This window comes from Roseofilum sp. SBFL (assembly GCF_017746885.1).
Taxonomy (GTDB): Bacteria; Cyanobacteriota; Cyanobacteriia; order Cyanobacteriales; family Desertifilaceae; genus Roseofilum.
The window spans coordinates 13885-28978 of the sequence record NZ_JAGHZH010000042.1 but is presented as its reverse complement, the minus strand read 5'-3'; the positions used below and the strand labels follow the sequence as shown (position 1 = coordinate 28978).

15 protein-coding genes are annotated in these 15094 nt (G+C 46.5%); 7 read left to right on the top strand and 8 right to left on the bottom strand.

Going from position 1 to position 15094, the window contains the following annotated elements:
• Positions 1-188 precede the first annotated feature (188 nt).
• Complete coding sequence (locus J7545_RS04680; RefSeq protein ID WP_318698549.1) at positions 189-2825, bottom strand: CHAT domain-containing tetratricopeptide repeat protein; 2637 nt, start codon at positions 2823-2825, stop codon at positions 189-191.
• 96 nt (positions 2826-2921) lie between these two features.
• Between J7545_RS04680 and J7545_RS04675 the strand changes: the two genes are divergently transcribed.
• Entirely contained in the window at positions 2922-3653 is a 732-nt protein-coding gene (locus J7545_RS04675) for a hypothetical protein (protein WP_318698548.1), read from the top strand.
• A 245-nt stretch (positions 3654-3898) separates the two neighbouring features.
• Here the strand turns inward: J7545_RS04675 and J7545_RS04670 are convergent, their stop codons facing one another.
• Positions 3899-5098 (bottom strand): Coenzyme F420 hydrogenase/dehydrogenase, beta subunit C-terminal domain, encoded by a 1200-nt coding sequence (locus J7545_RS04670; RefSeq protein ID WP_318719207.1) that lies wholly within the window; start codon positions 5096-5098, stop codon positions 3899-3901.
• Positions 5099-5309: 211 nt separating this feature from the next.
• Positions 5310-6296, bottom strand: coding sequence for an arsenosugar biosynthesis radical SAM (seleno)protein ArsS (gene arsS / locus J7545_RS04665; protein ID WP_318698546.1), 987 nt, complete (start codon positions 6294-6296; stop codon positions 5310-5312).
• Between the two features lie 228 nt (positions 6297-6524).
• Here arsS and J7545_RS04660 point away from each other — a divergent pair, with 228 nt between their 5' ends.
• From J7545_RS04660 to J7545_RS04650, 3 genes are all read left to right on the top strand, one after another.
• Positions 6525-7028, top strand: coding sequence for an NfeD family protein (locus tag J7545_RS04660; protein WP_318698545.1), 504 nt, complete (start codon positions 6525-6527; stop codon positions 7026-7028).
• A 41-nt stretch (positions 7029-7069) separates the two neighbouring features.
• Positions 7070-7675, top strand: a complete 606-nt coding sequence (locus J7545_RS04655; RefSeq protein WP_318698544.1) for a paraslipin — start codon at positions 7070-7072, stop codon at positions 7673-7675.
• A 328-nt stretch (positions 7676-8003) separates the two neighbouring features.
• Positions 8004-8783 carry a photosystem II S4 domain protein gene (locus J7545_RS04650; RefSeq protein ID WP_318698543.1) on the top strand — a complete coding sequence of 260 codons (780 nt, stop codon included), beginning with the start codon at positions 8004-8006 and terminating at the stop codon, positions 8781-8783.
• Between the two features lie 224 nt (positions 8784-9007).
• Here the strand turns inward: J7545_RS04650 and J7545_RS04645 are convergent, their stop codons facing one another.
• A complete protein-coding gene (locus J7545_RS04645; RefSeq protein ID WP_318698542.1) occupies positions 9008-9631 on the bottom strand; it encodes a CPP1-like family protein in 624 nt (207 codons plus the stop codon).
• 429 nt (positions 9632-10060) lie between these two features.
• Here J7545_RS04645 and J7545_RS04640 point away from each other — a divergent pair, with 429 nt between their 5' ends.
• Positions 10061-10762: a response regulator transcription factor gene (locus J7545_RS04640; RefSeq protein ID WP_318698541.1), complete on the top strand. Its 702-nt coding sequence runs from the start codon at positions 10061-10063 to the stop codon at positions 10760-10762.
• Between the two features lie 56 nt (positions 10763-10818).
• Here J7545_RS04640 and J7545_RS04635 read toward each other — a convergent pair whose 3' ends face one another.
• Positions 10819-11445: a phosphoribosylanthranilate isomerase gene (locus J7545_RS04635; protein ID WP_318698540.1), complete on the bottom strand. Its 627-nt coding sequence runs from the start codon at positions 11443-11445 to the stop codon at positions 10819-10821.
• A 133-nt stretch (positions 11446-11578) separates the two neighbouring features.
• On the opposite strand from J7545_RS04635, the gene psaK reads away from it, so the two are divergent.
• On the top strand, positions 11579-11806 hold the full coding sequence (psaK, locus tag J7545_RS04630; RefSeq protein WP_318698539.1) for a photosystem I reaction center subunit PsaK: 228 nt from the start codon (positions 11579-11581) through the stop codon (positions 11804-11806).
• A gap of 82 nt (positions 11807-11888) precedes the next feature.
• Here psaK and J7545_RS04625 read toward each other — a convergent pair whose 3' ends face one another.
• The 3 genes from J7545_RS04625 to J7545_RS04615 all read right to left on the bottom strand — a co-directional run bounded on the left by J7545_RS04625 (position 11889) and on the right by J7545_RS04615 (position 14596).
• Entirely contained in the window at positions 11889-12566 is a 678-nt protein-coding gene (locus J7545_RS04625) for a lipoate--protein ligase family protein (RefSeq protein WP_413038758.1), read from the bottom strand.
• 56 nt (positions 12567-12622) lie between these two features.
• Positions 12623-13087, bottom strand: coding sequence for a YbjN domain-containing protein (locus J7545_RS04620; RefSeq protein ID WP_318698537.1), 465 nt, complete (start codon positions 13085-13087; stop codon positions 12623-12625).
• Between the two features lie 240 nt (positions 13088-13327).
• Entirely contained in the window at positions 13328-14596 is a 1269-nt protein-coding gene (locus J7545_RS04615; RefSeq protein WP_318698536.1) for a transposase, read from the bottom strand.
• A 28-nt stretch (positions 14597-14624) separates the two neighbouring features.
• Here J7545_RS04615 and tnpA point away from each other — a divergent pair, with 28 nt between their 5' ends.
• Positions 14625-15038, top strand: coding sequence for an IS200/IS605 family transposase (gene tnpA / locus J7545_RS04610; RefSeq protein WP_318698535.1), 414 nt, complete (start codon positions 14625-14627; stop codon positions 15036-15038).
• Positions 15039-15094 lie beyond the last annotated feature (56 nt).

The window sequence follows — 15094 nt, the reverse complement described above, 5'->3', positions numbered from 1 at the left end:
ACTCTCATCACTTCACCCATTGCTGCACCGTGTCAATCAATTTCAATACTTTTTTTCGTCAGCATAAATCCCTTCACTTAATTCTCACTTGATTCGGCAGAGTGACAAAAGAGGGGTATGCTCCATCCGGTACAACTCTGGATGAGTTGGTCAAACTGTACGGAACTTAATTGGAATGACTATATAGATCAATTGGGAAGTAATTCTGAAAGTTGCCATTCTCCCTGAAGCGTAAATGCTGCCCAGAAATAGGGAAGTTTGTATTGTTCGCTATTCCAAAGTTCGAGTTGGGCAGCTCGGAGGGCAGCCGCTGGCGAAAGGTCTTTTTGCAGCATATTTTGATACAAATTAATCATTAATTGGGCGGTAGCACGGTCATCAACTTGCCACAGACTGACGATTGTCCGGGCTGCACCAGCATAGAGAAAGCCTCTGGTGAGTCCAATTAATCCTTCACCGCGAATGGCTTTTCCGAGTCCAGTTTCGCAGGCACTGAGAACCACGAGTTCAGCACGAAGATTGAGGTTATAGATATCGTGGAGACGGAGAAAGCCGTTTATGGCTTCTCCTTGGGGGTTGAGTAAGGAGAGAACTAAGCCAGAGAGTTCGGGCGTAATGCTGTTGAGTAGTCCGTGGGTAGCAAAGTGGAGGATACGATATTGGCTGATGTCGGGACTTGTTGCGATCGCCTTGGAGGCTTGGAAGCCAAAACCTTGGGTGGTTTGTCCTTTGGGCAATAGGGCGAGAATTTCTTCGGCTTCTTGTTGGGTAAAAGGGAGGCGATCGAAGATCAGTCCCGCTTCTCTAGCCGATCGCTCTAATTCCGGCGGTAAAAAATTTTCTGGCGGTTGAATATCAGGATTAAGACGGTTGTCTTGGGGACTAAACACCGGATCGGCGAGGATCGCCAGGGTTTTGGGAGCGGCTTGGCGTTGGGCAATGTCCTGCCTTAGTTGACTGAGACTAGAAGCACTGGGGAGGGCAATCAGTTCATAATCAACGATCAGGGGGGTATAGGTATTCACGGAAGCAGGAGCGGCGATCGCTGCCCAGGGAATGTATTGTAAGCCCCCATCACTCACGATCGCTAACCGTTCCCCTTCCAGATGGTCAGCAATGGGGTCTACAATCATCGTACTCAAGATATGGGCTGCCCCTTCTGCCCGTCTTCGGCGAATTCTCAGCCTGGGGGAAATCACGGCTTCTCGGAACGCTTGGGCGGCTTTTTCGATCGCGTCTCTACTGGGCAGTTCGGCGCTATGCAACCCATCAGAAGTCACTACCCACACATAACTGCGCTCTTTTCCCAAGGAATAGGTTACTAGAGTGGTGTCCCGATCCACAACTTGCTGTTGGATCTGAGCCACACTCAGGGGTTGGGGTTGGGTGAGGTTAGCATAGTTCGGACTGGTGGCGCGGATACGAGCCTGAATATCTCGGTAAGCCAGTAGCAAATCTTCAATTTCTCGATCGAGTTCGGCCGCTCGATCGGCTTGATAATTATCTCGCAAAAGCCCAATTTTTCGCTCTTCTAGGGCGGCTAGTTGCTGACGGAGGGTTTGTTCTTTTTGGACTAGCTCCGGATTTACACCCGTGCGAATGTCAACTTTAGCTTCTGTGAGGAGGTCTAGGAGCGATCGCCCACTGGCTCGTTCTCTGGCTTCTAGCGCCCGAGTATCATAACCGCGATCGGGGGTATTGCGGTGACGCTCCATGAGCAGATCGATATAAAACTCATAATAATCCTGCTTACTGGCGAAAAACGTACTTCTCAGGTCTTGCACACTGACCCGGGTTCTGAGATCCTCAATCAGGGTAAGAGCGTTTTCTATGGTGGCTTGGGCGAGTTCAAGCTTCCCTTGTTGGCGCTGCGCTTGGGCGATGGAATAGAGGGTAAGAGCTTCTTTGGGGCGATCGCCCACCTGTCGCCGTAAGTCTAGAGCCTGATTATAGTAGGTTAGGGCTAACTCTAAATTTCCCTGTTGGGCATAAACATAGCCCAGATTATTCAGGGTACTCGCTTTTCCGGCGCGATCGCCTAATTTTTCCCATAACGGCAAAGCATTCACATAAGTCGCTAAAGCATTATCGGGTTTATCCAGCTTCGCATACACAAAGCCAATATTATTCAACGTACTCGCCTGTCCCCGACGATCCTCCTCATCTTGCCACAGTTTTAGGGCATCTTGATAATGAACCAAGGCTTGGGAATACCGCTCCAAGTCACTATAGCTGCCGCCTATATTATTTAACGTAGCGGCGATCGATTTTGGGTTACCCAGATCCTGAACTAACTCCAAAGCGCGGTTGTAGGTGGCAAGCGCCTGGTTATAGTCCCCCAACTCCGTATAGACTACAGCCAAATTATTTAAAGTCGCCGCTTCTCCCGTTTGAAAATTGACACTACGCCATACCCCCAACGCCTGATTATAAAGATCCAACGCCTCTTGGTAGTTAGATAGCTTCGTATGCACCTGCGCCAAGGACAACAGGACGCTGGCTTCCGTTTGAGGACGACTAGCCGTTCTCGGTAAAAGCTGGTTATAAAGGGAAAATGCTTGGTCAAATTCCCCCAACTCGCGATAGGCTAACCCCATCCAATTGAGGATGATGATTTCCTGGTCAGTATTTTCAGTCTCTTGCGAAAGCTTTAGCGCCACTTCCCAAGACTTTAGCGCCTCCCGCAGTCCTCTGGCTGTTCCTTGGCTATAGTGTTTCATTCCCTTTCGGAATATCTCCATCGCCTCTGGGGAACTTTCCACTCCCCAGGCTAGGGGTTCTGCATGAGGCACGTGAAGAGCGAACGGAGTAGGGACGAAAACCATTTCGCCCCCAACCCCCCAAACTATCCCGACGATGGCACTAACGATCCTCAGCCTAAAATGGGTTGGGGTTAAATGAAAAAAACTCATAATTTTACTATGAACTCTATCTCCAGAATTTCCCGTATTTTTCTCAGCAGTCTACTCGCGAGTGGGGCAATGCTCTATTCTCCCCTCTCGACTTTAGCCCAAATTAACCAAGCCGAAGTGAACGAAATTTTAGACAGCGAAGAAGTATTCATCGAAGAAAACCCCGCTCAAGTCGAAGATCAAGCGGATTTTGGTCAAGCGGTGCTCACCCAAGAAGCTAGAGCTGGTTTAGAATTCAATAATGGAGCCGTTGGTCGTTTGGGCAGCAATTCTTCCGTTACCGTCGGTCAATGTGTGGAAGTCAAAAACGGTCAACTTCTAGTCAGCGGTCCTGTTGATGGCTGTATTGCCGGTTTTTTAGTCAACGTCCAAGGAACGCTCTACCTCCTAGAAGTCGATGCTGAAAATAATGGCAATATCAAGGTTTTAGAAGGTACGGTATTGGTAACTCCCCAAGGTGCTTTAGAAGCTGCTGAACCGATAATTTTAAGCGCTGGTCAAAAGTTACCCGTCGTGGGCAATGTTTTAGGCCAGATCCAAGATATTACCCCAGAAGAATTCGCCCAGATTGTTGCGGGGGAACTGTTTCAGGGCTTTACTGTGCCGGTGACGGTAGAAGGGGCACTGCGATCGGTTTGCCTACAATTATTTGGAGATTTAGGTTTTACCTGTACGGCTCAAGGTATTCCAGTTCCTGCACCTCCAGTTTCTGTTCCGAGTGTCCCAGGATTGCCCTTTTGATCGTTACAGCGCGAAGCGCTGCTATGAGGTACATTGTTGATCATAGATTCGAGTTGTCATTGCGACCGCAGGGACGCAATCGCCAAGATTGGGGGATTTTGCGATTGCTTTATTCCACTTGCGTGACCTTCGCAATGACTTATCTCAATGATACTGTACTCCGTTACAGCGCAAAGCGCTGTAATTATGATTGATAAACCAATCATGAGCCACCTGCCCAATACCCCCCACTCTCACAGAAAGAACTAATCTTCCGGCAACTGATACTGACCGACAATTTTCTTGGCAAACTCTGGCACATGCTGCTCTAATTTTTCCGGATAGTTGCGTTTCGTATATAGGTAGTTGCGGGTAAAGTGGGAATCGATGGAAAAGCGGGCGTATTCTAACCCTTTGGGGCCGATTTTTTCGATGACTACGCCCATTAATTTGGCGGCCCACATGGGCAGGGTAACGCCTCGATCATAGGCGGGAATGCTTTGTTGCACGGCTTGATGGCGATCGCCTTTTGACATCACGGGCTGAGTTTCCAGTTGCTCCATGGCCAGATCCAGCATTTCTTGACCTGTATCATTACGAACAACAATCCATTGCCAACCGAAGGGCGCGCCCATATAGCCCACGACCAAATCTGCCAGGGAGTTCACATAGTCAAAGCAGGTCATACAGGAGGGTGCGAACACATCCTTAAGTTGATTGGTCTTCAGTCCGAAAAAGGGCACGGTTTCCGTAGAGCCATCTTCATGTTTGAAATGCACCCGAAAATCCTGCATAAACTCGTAGTGAACGACGGTTTCCGGCGATCGGCTGGTGGTTTCCAAAAACTTTTGCAACCCAGCGCGAGTTACATTATCCACACAAGGGGTTCCCAACACATAGAGTTTCTCTAACCCCAATTCCTTCTCAACCGCTCGCAGGGCTTGAATTTGACAGCCCACGCCGATCGCCAGCAAACGCTTCATGCCCGACTGTTCCACCTGCTCCAAAATCGACAAATTCGGGGAAAGCGTCGGCTTATTCACCCGTGCCGCGAGAATTTCCTCTGGAGTGCGGGCAATCACCGGCATTGGTTGAAATCGATCCTCCGGGGTGTTTTGAACGCATACAACCCCTTCTACCTTGCCCTGAGTCAACATTTCAATGGCGATCGTACTCACAATTCCTGTCCATTGCGCTCCCTCAATGGGTTCTACTTTCCGCGCCGCCATCATCTGCTGGTGAACGCCAAAATAGAGTTCATCTTCATTCTCCAAATCACGCGCTCTACCATGACTTTCCGTTTCCAGTCCTGGAATCTGCTGATGAATAAAAGCGCAGGCTTCCTTAACGTAGTGAATATAGTAAGTATCGCACAGCCCACATTGACTACAGAGTTCTTTCGCCGGAGGCACGCTACCGGGTTTGAGGGCTTTAGCTTTATGGTGCTTGGGAGCAGTCGAAGTCATGAGGGCAACACGCGATCGCAAGAGGACAACTTCTTATTACCATACCGCTACGGAGACCCTTGCGCTAGGGGATGGGGACATGGAGGGATTGAGAGGTTCTGTTAAATGCTCTCTTAGAAACAGAGATCGCAGATATTTAAACTACCCGTAAAGAGCAAAATCTGGTTTTTCCTATTCCCTATTCCCTAGCGCGAAGCGCCATAGCACCTCGTTAAACCAAAGAACCCCCACAACTTGAACCCGCTCCTGCTGTACAACCGTAACAATAGGAAGCGGTTCTCACCTGTTGAATTACATCTAAAGTTCCCCAGTCTAACAGTTGGGCTACGGTTAAGGTTTCTCCAGTGGCAGTCCGTGCAGGAATGCCTTCCATTTGATTAAAATCACAATCGTAAACTTGCCCTAAATAATCCACCGATAATTCTTGTTTGCACATCAGACTAGAGATAGTCTGAGGATTAAAATTATCTTCCAAGAAATTCAGATACGGTTCATAGATACTTCTCCTTTGAAGATGGAATTTTGTGCGCCCAATGGGTAAGTTCGTAATCGTCAGCAAGGAATTAAATTCGATCTGAAAATGATCCTGCAAATACTGTTTATAGGCACTCTCTAAGTTCTGTTGATCTGGCGTTAAGGAAAACTTCTCTGAATTCGGAATTGCCGGATTATAAACCAAATCTAGAACGAGATGCGGATCTCGACCATAACCGAGTTGATTTAATTTTTGCAGAGCGCGAATTGAATCGTGATAAACTCCATTTCCACGCATTTTATCCACATTATCTTCCAGATAACAGGGTAAAGAGGCAACTACGCGCACCTGACGATCTGCAAAGTATTGGGGTAAATCTTGGTAACCCTCGACAAAAAAGATGGTTAAATTCGAGCGCACAATTACTTCTTTACCCGCTTTTCTCGCTGATTCGACAAGGGAGCGAAAGCCATAATTCAGTTCTGGCGCTCCTCCCGTCAGATCGACCGTTTTGATCTGGGGAAATCTTTCAATCAGTTCAATCAGTTGATTGCAGATTTCTGGAGTGAGTTCTTCTGTGCGTTTAGGCCCTGCTTCGACGTGGCAATGGGTACAGGCAAGGTTGCAGCGTTTACCTAAATTAATTTGTAATACCGTAATTTTCTCTTTGGTGAGGGGAGCCTGAAGTTTACGCTCAAAGGGGGTAATGTTGGTCTGAAGCATGGGCAAAAAGGAATGGGGAATAGGGAATAGGGAATGGGAAATAGGCTATACCATTTGTGTCCTAACTGTTTTATCCCTTAGATACTCTATCTTATTTGAAGATATCGTGCCATGCATGGATGAGGGGTCAATGGAGATAGACAGGGTGGGAATCATGAAGTTTTGTAACAAATTGCCGTATCTTGGGGCGATCGCCTGATAACTCCCTAACCACAAGGGGAGATCGACATGCTAACTACTCAAATTCTATTAGCAACTCAAACCGTTTCCCCACTCCATCCTGCCATCATTTGGGTTATTGTTGGAGTGATTCTCGGATCGAGCGAACTGTTATTACCCAAAACAGTTCCTAAAGCCTTTAAATTTATGCCCTTAATTATGGGCATTTGCGCCTTGATTGTCGCGTTTCTCCTCTGGCGCAGCAATGTCTTTTACCGAATTCCCCATAGCTTACAAATTCTCTATTGGATGTCCCTATCTGGTGCTTGCACCTTATGGATAAGACCCCTGTTTAGACAGAAAAAAACATCGAGTTTATTTGAAACAACTGAAGCCATTACCCTCACGGAAATTCCGGCTGGAGAAATAGGTCGAGTCCGGTTTGAAGGCAATTCTTGGGCTGCTTCTTGTGAAAATCGCCGCCAAGCTATTCCTGCACACACTAAAGTCTATGTCCTGCGTCGAGAAGGCAACACCTTAATTGTTGTCCCCAATCATCTCTTAGATGTTTAAGTCTATTGCTTATCCTGTCAACTTTATTTGGGATTTTAATCATGATTGAAGTCTTCTTATATCAATGGTTCCTGTTCTTGTTCTTTGCCTTAAGCGGAACCTCCCTTGCTGCTAGTATGAAGGTGGTTAAACAGGGCGATCAAGCCTTGGTTGAACATCTGGGTCGATATAATGGCAAAAAACTCGAACCTGGACTGACGTTCTTAGTGCCCTTTTTTGAACAAGTTGCCTATAAAGATACTCTACGCGAACAACCCTTGGAGATGAAGCCTTTAGCTTGCTTGACTAGCGATCGTATTACTGTCACCCTCGATATGATCGTCTATTGGCAAATTCTCGATCTGGAAAAATCTTGCTATAAAGTCAAAAACTTACGTCAAGCAGTCATTGATTTAATCGAGATTAATATTCGCACCGAACTGGCAACGGTTGAATTGAACGATCTGTTTACCGTACGAGATCAACTCAATGAAACTCTGGTGCAAAAATTAGATGTGGCGACAGAACCTTGGGGCATTAAAATTACCCGAGTTCAACTGCGGCAATTTCAAATTGGAGAGCCGTTACGCCATGAAGCGCTAAAACCTTTGCTTGTACAAAACGCATCAGCTAACCTTTCTCTTCAGTCCACCCATAGCAATTCTTAATCCTCTGAGAAACCCGGTTTCTTGAAGAAACCGGGTTTCTGGCTGCCACATAAAATTTGGCGAACATCATGGTGATTTTAGAAAAAACAACAGCCGATATCTGGGATATTCAATTGGAATCCCTTGGTTGGTCAGTGAAAGCTTCCCAAAGCTACCGAATTATGTTAATATTAAATAATGGTCAATCGTTTTCTTTGAAATTTGGAATTCAGCCCAATCTCCAGGTACAAATGCAAACGATCAACCACAGGCACCAGTTTCTCGGGCTAAATCTGGGAACCGGGCGCAAACCGCTCCCCAATTTGAAGTATTAACCTAAATTCCACTTATGCTACCTAAAGCCGATCTGCTCAAAGGTGTTGAAAATAGAGAAGAAATGGCCCAAATTTTGGATCGGGCAGAACGAGCGATTAAAACTTGGGAAGTCGTCACTACGGACTTTTTATCGCCTGCGATTTTAGCCGAATGTGAAACGGTGTTTAAGGGGTTGACGGAAGTTCATTTAGTGGCTTGGGGAGGATATCCCCAAGCGGAACGCAAACGGTTAGGTATTGCCCGGGAAGAAGTTCCCTTAGAGCCAGAAAATGTGGAAGTCTCGGTATTGGAAATTGCGGGTAATTTTCTGTTTGACACGGCGACTCACCGCGACTTTTTAGGGTCAATGTTAGGAACCGGAATTGTGCGGGAAAAAACGGGAGATACGATCGTTTTGGGAGAGCGAGGAGCGCAAGTTATTGTAGTTCCGGAATTAGTGGAATTTCTAGAGATGAATTTAACTCAGGTGCGCTCGGTTCCGGTGAAAACCCAAGCTATTGATATTGGGGAGTTGAAAGTGAGAGAACCGAAGCGCCAAGAAATGACGACAGTGGAAGCTTCGATGCGTTTGGATGCGATCGCCTCGGCTGGGTTTCGCGTCTCCCGTAGTAAAATGGTGCAGATGATTGAAACTAAGGATGTGCGGGTGAACTGGAAAGAGGTTACCCAAGCCAGTCATACGGTAAAACCGGGAGATTTAATCGCCATTCGTGGAAAGGGACGCTTGGAAGTCAAGGATGTAGCGATGACGAAAAAAGAGCGCTATCGGGTGCAGATGGTTCGATGGGTTTAGCCTGAAATGTAGAAGAGGAAGCGATCTCACTGTTGCTGAAACGGTTATTTACGGTGGAAGAGTACCATCGGATGGGTACGGCTGTCATTTTGTCTGCGGGCGATCGCAGTCATTAAACAAAAGAGACAGCCCATGTGGTGATTAAGGCATTGCTATAAACGAAAATATCCCACTGTTCTTTTAGCTGGACAAGTGGGATATTTTTTCTTTCTAGAGATATCGACTTATCGCAAGAAACTACTCACTAACCACAACGTAAAAAAAGCAACTACAGCCGCGAATTGATCGCTGTTAACTTGACTGACGTTGGCTAACCCCGCTCCTAAAAGGCTACCGAGCAATAACCCAGCGATCAGTCCCCCAACGGTAAGTAAGACCGATCTCCCAAACTTATTTTCCTTGCGGTTCAAGAAATAAATGCTGGCCACCACCCCCGCTAGAAGTGTAACCTGGAGAGGAGACTGACTACCCTGGGGGGTGGGCAGGAGGGCGACACAACTCATTAACACTAAATAAACGCCCATAGGCAAGAGAATATCTGCTTGACTGGGAGTATCCAGATAGGATTGTAACCAGTTGGGCATGGAATTCCCAGGAGTTGGGGGAGCCTTCGGTTGAGTCACCGTTGCTTTTTCCGGAAACCGGATGCGATCTGGAACTTTGAGTTTTCCCTGTTGCCGCATTCGGAGACGATCCATGAGAACGGCATCATAGGCGGTCTCAATGGCTTCCACTTGTCGGCGATCGCCACTGTGTCGATCCGTGAGGCTCTGACGGGCCTGTTGAATTTCCTCAAACGAGGCATTTTCGCTTAACCCCAAGGTTTCATAAGGACTTTTGTCACTCATCTTCTTTTTAATTCCCTCACAATCATTCAGCCCTCCGATCGAGGAACCGTAGGAGTATAGACTTCCAGCTTACATAGCTTATACAAGCTTGGTTGCTCAACTCAATGGTTGACCCGGTTTCTAGCACTTGCCAAATTAGCCTAAACTTTTTTCACCATTTTAACCATTTTATTAGTGCCACTTTAACATAATTCTTAATAGAGTTGGCTACCCAAGCAATCAGCACCGATAATAGATAATCTAAGCTCCTCAATGACAGATCGCCCCATCTTTTTGAGCCAGGAACGATCTGCCAGCGGGCTTAGGCTGCCGTTATTCTAACGGCAAACCTGTATCACAGAGCCACTATGGCCAGATACACTTGAGGACGAAACTGCCAGTCTTGGGTCTGTTTGTCAACTCGCAAGCATATATCACAAGGTTATTCATATGGCTTCAGCCAAGATTCTTGTCGTAGATGATGATCCTGCAATTCGTAATCTAGTCTTTCGCTATTTGGGCAAACATGGCTATGAACTTGAAAATGCTCCTGACGGAAAAACCGGCATGACTAAGTTCAAGCAGTTTCGCCCCGATTTGGTAATTTTAGATGTTAATTTACCGGACGCGCTAGGTTACAATCTTTGCCAGGAAATGCAAACTTTAACGGATGTTTTTGTGTTGATGCTTACGAGCCGCACGGATACATCAGATAAAATTATTGGCTTTGAAAAGGGAGCCGATGATTATCTCACTAAGCCTTTTAGTGTGGAAGAACTCAAATATCGCGTAGAAGCTCTACTGAAGCGCCAGCGCACTGTGACGACTCCTGAGCGTCAACTGATTACCCATGGTCAGTTGTCTATTGATCCGGAACGTCGAGAAGTGATGTTCCAAGGGGAGCCAGTGATGCTAACTGCTTTAGAGTTCGATTTGCTGCATGTTCTAGCCAGCAACCCAACCAAGGTGCTGCGGCGTTCAGAGTTAATCAGCCAAGTATGGGACTATGAACACCAGGGCGATCAGCGGGTTGTTGATGTGCATATTGGCCAAATTCGGAAGAAGTTAGAAGCAGATGGGGGACATCGGTTTATTAAAACGGTGCGGGGTGTGGGCTATAAATTTGCACCTCCCGATACTGTATTGGATTAAACTGATTTGGGATTGCCCTGTCTTTCTGCGGATATGGAGGGGTTGAGATGGGAGGTTTATCTACCCAGTCTTTGGAATAAGCGCCTGACTTTCTCTAGGTCTTTGTCTCCTGGTTGGCGCTCAACTCCACTGGATAAATCGATGCCTTGGGGAGAGAGATGCTGTAAAGCTCTGTGAATATTATCAGGGGTTAATCCTCCCGCTAGGAGCCAGGGTAAGGGAGGAGTAAAGCTCTTTAAGTCTTGCCAATTGAGGGTTTGACCTGTTCCGCCAAGTTGGTGGGGGTGATAGGCATCTAAGAGTAGGGTATCGACACAGGTTTGATAGGTGGGAATTTGATTTAAGGTTTCTGGAGTGCGGACTCGAAAGGCTTTGATTAGTTCGATCTGGGGTAGATGTTGGTGTAGGGTTTGGCAAAATGAGGGGTCTTCATCACCATGGAGTTGAATTCCAGTCAGATGACCTCGGGTGACGGTGTGGGAGATTTGCTCTAGGGTGGCGTTGACAAATACGCCGATGCGATCGATAGATGGGGGCAGTTGGGTACAGATCTGTTGGATCTGTTGGGGTTCAATGTAACGGGGAGAGCTGGACACACAGATGAATCCTAGGGCTGTAGCTCCTAAATCGGCGATCTCCACCGCTTGGTCAACTTGGGTAATGCCACAAATTTTAACGCGCATATTTGCTCCGGATTCTGGAAATTTTGTATCAAAATTTTAATAAACTTTAAGGAATGACACAAAAAGAAAGTTTTGTCATCTTGCTTCTTATAATAGTGAGGACTTTTTACCGGGATTAAGGAGCGAAAGACCTATGACCTCAGAATGGTCTCTCAATATTGGACTGATCATGATTGCTTGTAATATTCTAGCGATCGCCATTGGCAAATTCACCATTCAACAAAAAGGTGTTGGCCCCGGCCTGCCTGCTGGCCCCTTCTTCGGTAGCATGGGAATGGCTGAATTACTGGCGACCACCAGCTTAGGTCATCTCCTAGGTGCTGGCGTAATCCTAGGACTCAGTGGTACTGGAGCGATTTAATCTCCCACACAGTTTGGAAAACTTGGGGAGTATGGGAGTCCGGGGAGCATCGTTTTCCTGATTTTCCCTCTCCCCAACTCAATTACCCCTTACTAACCTGTAGCACTCTAATTGCTGTCCACTCTTGTTCAGATAAAGGTTGTACCTGAATTTCCATCTTAAAGGTTTCACAGGCTGCTTGAGTCAACGTATCGACTAAGTGAGAAAAACTCAGAGCAGCTAAACTCGGTGGAGGTTCTGGCAGTCGCTCAGAAAAGACCTGATGCCATAATTGGCGATCGGGATTCAGACGCATAGAGCCATGTTGGAGAACTGTGGAACCCTGCCAAACCTGAGCGCTACCAATCAGCTTATAGCCAGAATCTAAGACTAAATCTGCTCCCGTCGCTGTGGCAAAACAATTAGGAACTTGGGCATAGCCTCGCCCAGCAGAACCATAGTGTAACTCGAAATCGAGCGATCGCCACCCTCGAATCAGAAACTCACAAATCTGCTCATAAGCTGCCATTCGATGAGCAAACCGTCCAGAATACACCACAGCATAAGTTAAATCTCCTTGATGGAGAACCCCTCGCCCCCCCGTTGGTCGCCTCACCAACTCTACGGGTTTTCCTTGCCATTGCAAACCTTGCCAAGACTCGGGCCAGCGTTTTTGGTGATACCCCAAAGAAATCGCCATCGGCTGCCAGGTATAAAATCGCAAGCTAGGCGGCTGATTGCCCTGTTGATGCTGTTTCCAGAGCCAGCGATCGATCGCCATTTGCGATCGGCCCGACTCCTCAATTAAGGGAATAAACCGCCACTGTGCAACCAAAACTACTGTCCAAATTCAGCAATCAGAGCGTCATCATTATCATCAGCAATATTGGCTACTAACGTAATGGCTCGCGCAATCTCCCCTGGGGACAATTCCGCCACCGTGCGCGTCGCGACCACCACCACCCGGTTATCCACAATGGCAAAATGGGCCTCAAAGGTTTTTAGCCAATTCATTTCCAATAACTTACGCATCAATTGTGCTTCCTCTTTAGCTGGTAGCGATAGCACATAAGACCAGACTGTTAAGCTATCATCATCCGTTTGACCCGTCAGTTGCACATAGACCTCTACCGAACCATATTGGAATTTCCATAAGTACCCTTCCTGAGAATCATAGCCCGCTTGCACCGTCTGACCTTCAGCAATCATCGTGCTGATGACCCCTTCAATCTCATGAATATAATTGGGAGTCCCAGGTTCTAGCTCTTGGGTCATCGTGTTTTCTACCACTGGATTACTCATAATCGTCTTTCTCCATCACCAATCACCAATCATACAGGAATCCTACGGGTCAGAGGTTAACCTGTTTACCCATTATTACAAATTCCGGGGATTTAGAGATATTCAAGGAATTAAGATCTCGGAGATTCAGAAAAACTCTAAACGCGATAGAGCTTGGGTTGACTCCAAATTATTTTGCTCTCTCCACTAACCGGGTATGTGACGTTCTCTCCCGTTAGACCCGAAGGGTTAACGGGAGCTTCAAAAGAGGCTGAGTTGAACCCATTCTCCTTTTAAAGTTTCTTGCTTCGCTGGCTGACTATTGTCTAAGCCTCCACAAGCAGAAGCGATGCGACCCACCGCCTGTATCTCTTCTAGTGCCCGATGCAAAATGTTACGTGCCGCGTTTTCGTCCCTATCCATGACCAGTCCGCATTTCGGGCATTCATGAGAGCGAACCGAGAGAGTTTTCAGGACTTTTGCGTGGCAACTACTACAATCTTGACTCGTGCCGTGAGGATTGACTTTCACCACCCGAACGCCGCATTTAACTGCTACTGCTTCCAGAATCGCGATCAATTGTCCCCATGCTGCATCAAGAATACTCTTAGCGAGTCGAGTTCTTGAGAGTCCCTTAATATTTAAATCTTCAATGGCAATTAAGTCATAGCACCTCGTGAGCCAGTTGGCTATCTTGTATTGAAAATCCTTTCTTTGTCGCTGAATCCGTTGATGAATTTTCGCGATTTTGTCCTGTTGCTTTTGATAGTTTATTGAACCTTTTTGTTTGTTTTTTAATCTCCTTTGCTGACGCGCTAAATGGTTTTGTGCTTGGCGATAGGTTTGCTGAATGGGAATGGTTTTACCTTCTGATGTCGTCAAAAATTCCTTCAATCCAACATCAATCCCGATAGCCGATTTAATTTGATCGAGTGCGAGAGGTTCAGTAACTCGTTCATCTTTCGCTCTCAAGCCAACATAATAACCATCTGCTTTTTTGACAATTGATGCGGTTCTTAACTCAAACCCTTCGGGAATAGGGCGGTGAACGATGACCGGAATTATTCCTAATCGCGTCGTTATCAGGTTTTTACCATCAAATTTAATTGTGGCTTTCCCATGGTTCACTCGCGAGAACTCAAAAGATCTCAACTGTCCTGCTTTCTTGAACCTCGGTCGCCCTCCTCTCTTGCCATTCTTATCGGGCACTCTCCATCTCTTCCACGCCTTATCTAATCTTTGCCGATTGATTTGTTGCACTTCTGAATAGATTTCCTTGTAATCAGGGAACCGAACCTTTGTTTCTTTTAGTGCTGCTTGTTGCGTGTAGTAATTTACCGGTTTAGGGATTTCACCAATCGGTTCACCAATTAAACTGCACCGATCTATTTGAGAGCGAGTTCGCCTTAAATAGTCCAACCTTTGACCTAACGCATAGTTCCAATGTCGTCGCCGCAATTCTAGCCACCAATCGATTTGGGCGGCTTGTTTATTTGTTGGACGTAATCGGTACTCGTAAGTTAGAATCATTTAATAACGATACAGCTTACCGCTTGCGATGTCAACTCACTATGATAAAGGATTTAGGTCTGTTTATGCGCTTACCGCTCACCTGGTTTTGGTCACCAAATATCGCAAAAAAGTTATCAACCCAGCTATTCATGCTCGACTGGCAGATATTTTCCAGGAAACTTGCAGTAAATGGGAAACTAGTATTGTTGAGTTCAACGGAGAAGTTGATCGCGTGCATCTTTTGATTCGCTATCATCCTCAAATCCAGTTAAGCAAATTTATCGCTAATCTTAAAACTGTTTCTAGCCGTTTAATTCGTAAAGAATTTGAGGATTATCTCAAACAATTTTATCGTAAGCCTGTATTCTGGACTGGATCTTATTTTGTGGCTAGTTGTGGTGGCGTAACGGTAGAACAACTTAAGCAATATATTCAACAACAAGAAGTACCCGGACAATAAGGATGCCCTGCCGGGCAGTTTATTCGCGGGTCGGCATTCCCCTCCCGTTAACCCTG

Excerpts from the sequence above, each read along its gene's own strand:
- J7545_RS04660 (WP_318698545.1), top strand. The coding sequence starts at position 6,525 with ATGCTAACTACTCAAATTCTATTAGCAACTCAAACCGTTTCCCCACTC.
- J7545_RS04620 (WP_318698537.1), bottom strand. The coding sequence starts at position 13,087 with ATGAGTAATCCAGTGGTAGAAAACACGATGACCCAAGAGCTAGAACCT.
- arsS (WP_318698546.1), bottom strand. The coding sequence starts at position 6,296 with ATGCTTCAGACCAACATTACCCCCTTTGAGCGTAAACTTCAGGCTCCC.
- J7545_RS04645 (WP_318698542.1), bottom strand. The coding sequence starts at position 9,631 with ATGAGTGACAAAAGTCCTTATGAAACCTTGGGGTTAAGCGAAAATGCC.
- J7545_RS04670 (WP_318719207.1), bottom strand. The coding sequence starts at position 5,098 with ATGACTTCGACTGCTCCCAAGCACCATAAAGCTAAAGCCCTCAAACCC.
- J7545_RS04655 (WP_318698544.1), top strand. The coding sequence starts at position 7,070 with ATGATTGAAGTCTTCTTATATCAATGGTTCCTGTTCTTGTTCTTTGCC.
- J7545_RS04635 (WP_318698540.1), bottom strand. The coding sequence starts at position 11,445 with ATGCGCGTTAAAATTTGTGGCATTACCCAAGTTGACCAAGCGGTGGAG.
- tnpA (WP_318698535.1), top strand. The coding sequence starts at position 14,625 with ATGTCAACTCACTATGATAAAGGATTTAGGTCTGTTTATGCGCTTACC.
- psaK (WP_318698539.1), top strand. The coding sequence starts at position 11,579 with ATGACCTCAGAATGGTCTCTCAATATTGGACTGATCATGATTGCTTGT.
- J7545_RS04650 (WP_318698543.1), top strand. The coding sequence starts at position 8,004 with ATGCTACCTAAAGCCGATCTGCTCAAAGGTGTTGAAAATAGAGAAGAA.
- J7545_RS04675 (WP_318698548.1), top strand. The coding sequence starts at position 2,922 with ATGAACTCTATCTCCAGAATTTCCCGTATTTTTCTCAGCAGTCTACTC.
- J7545_RS04625 (WP_413038758.1), bottom strand. The coding sequence starts at position 12,566 with ATGGCGATCGATCGCTGGCTCTGGAAACAGCATCAACAGGGCAATCAG.
- J7545_RS04640 (WP_318698541.1), top strand. The coding sequence starts at position 10,061 with ATGGCTTCAGCCAAGATTCTTGTCGTAGATGATGATCCTGCAATTCGT.
- J7545_RS04680 (WP_318698549.1), bottom strand. The coding sequence starts at position 2,825 with ATGGTTTTCGTCCCTACTCCGTTCGCTCTTCACGTGCCTCATGCAGAA.
- J7545_RS04615 (WP_318698536.1), bottom strand. The coding sequence starts at position 14,596 with ATGATTCTAACTTACGAGTACCGATTACGTCCAACAAATAAACAAGCC.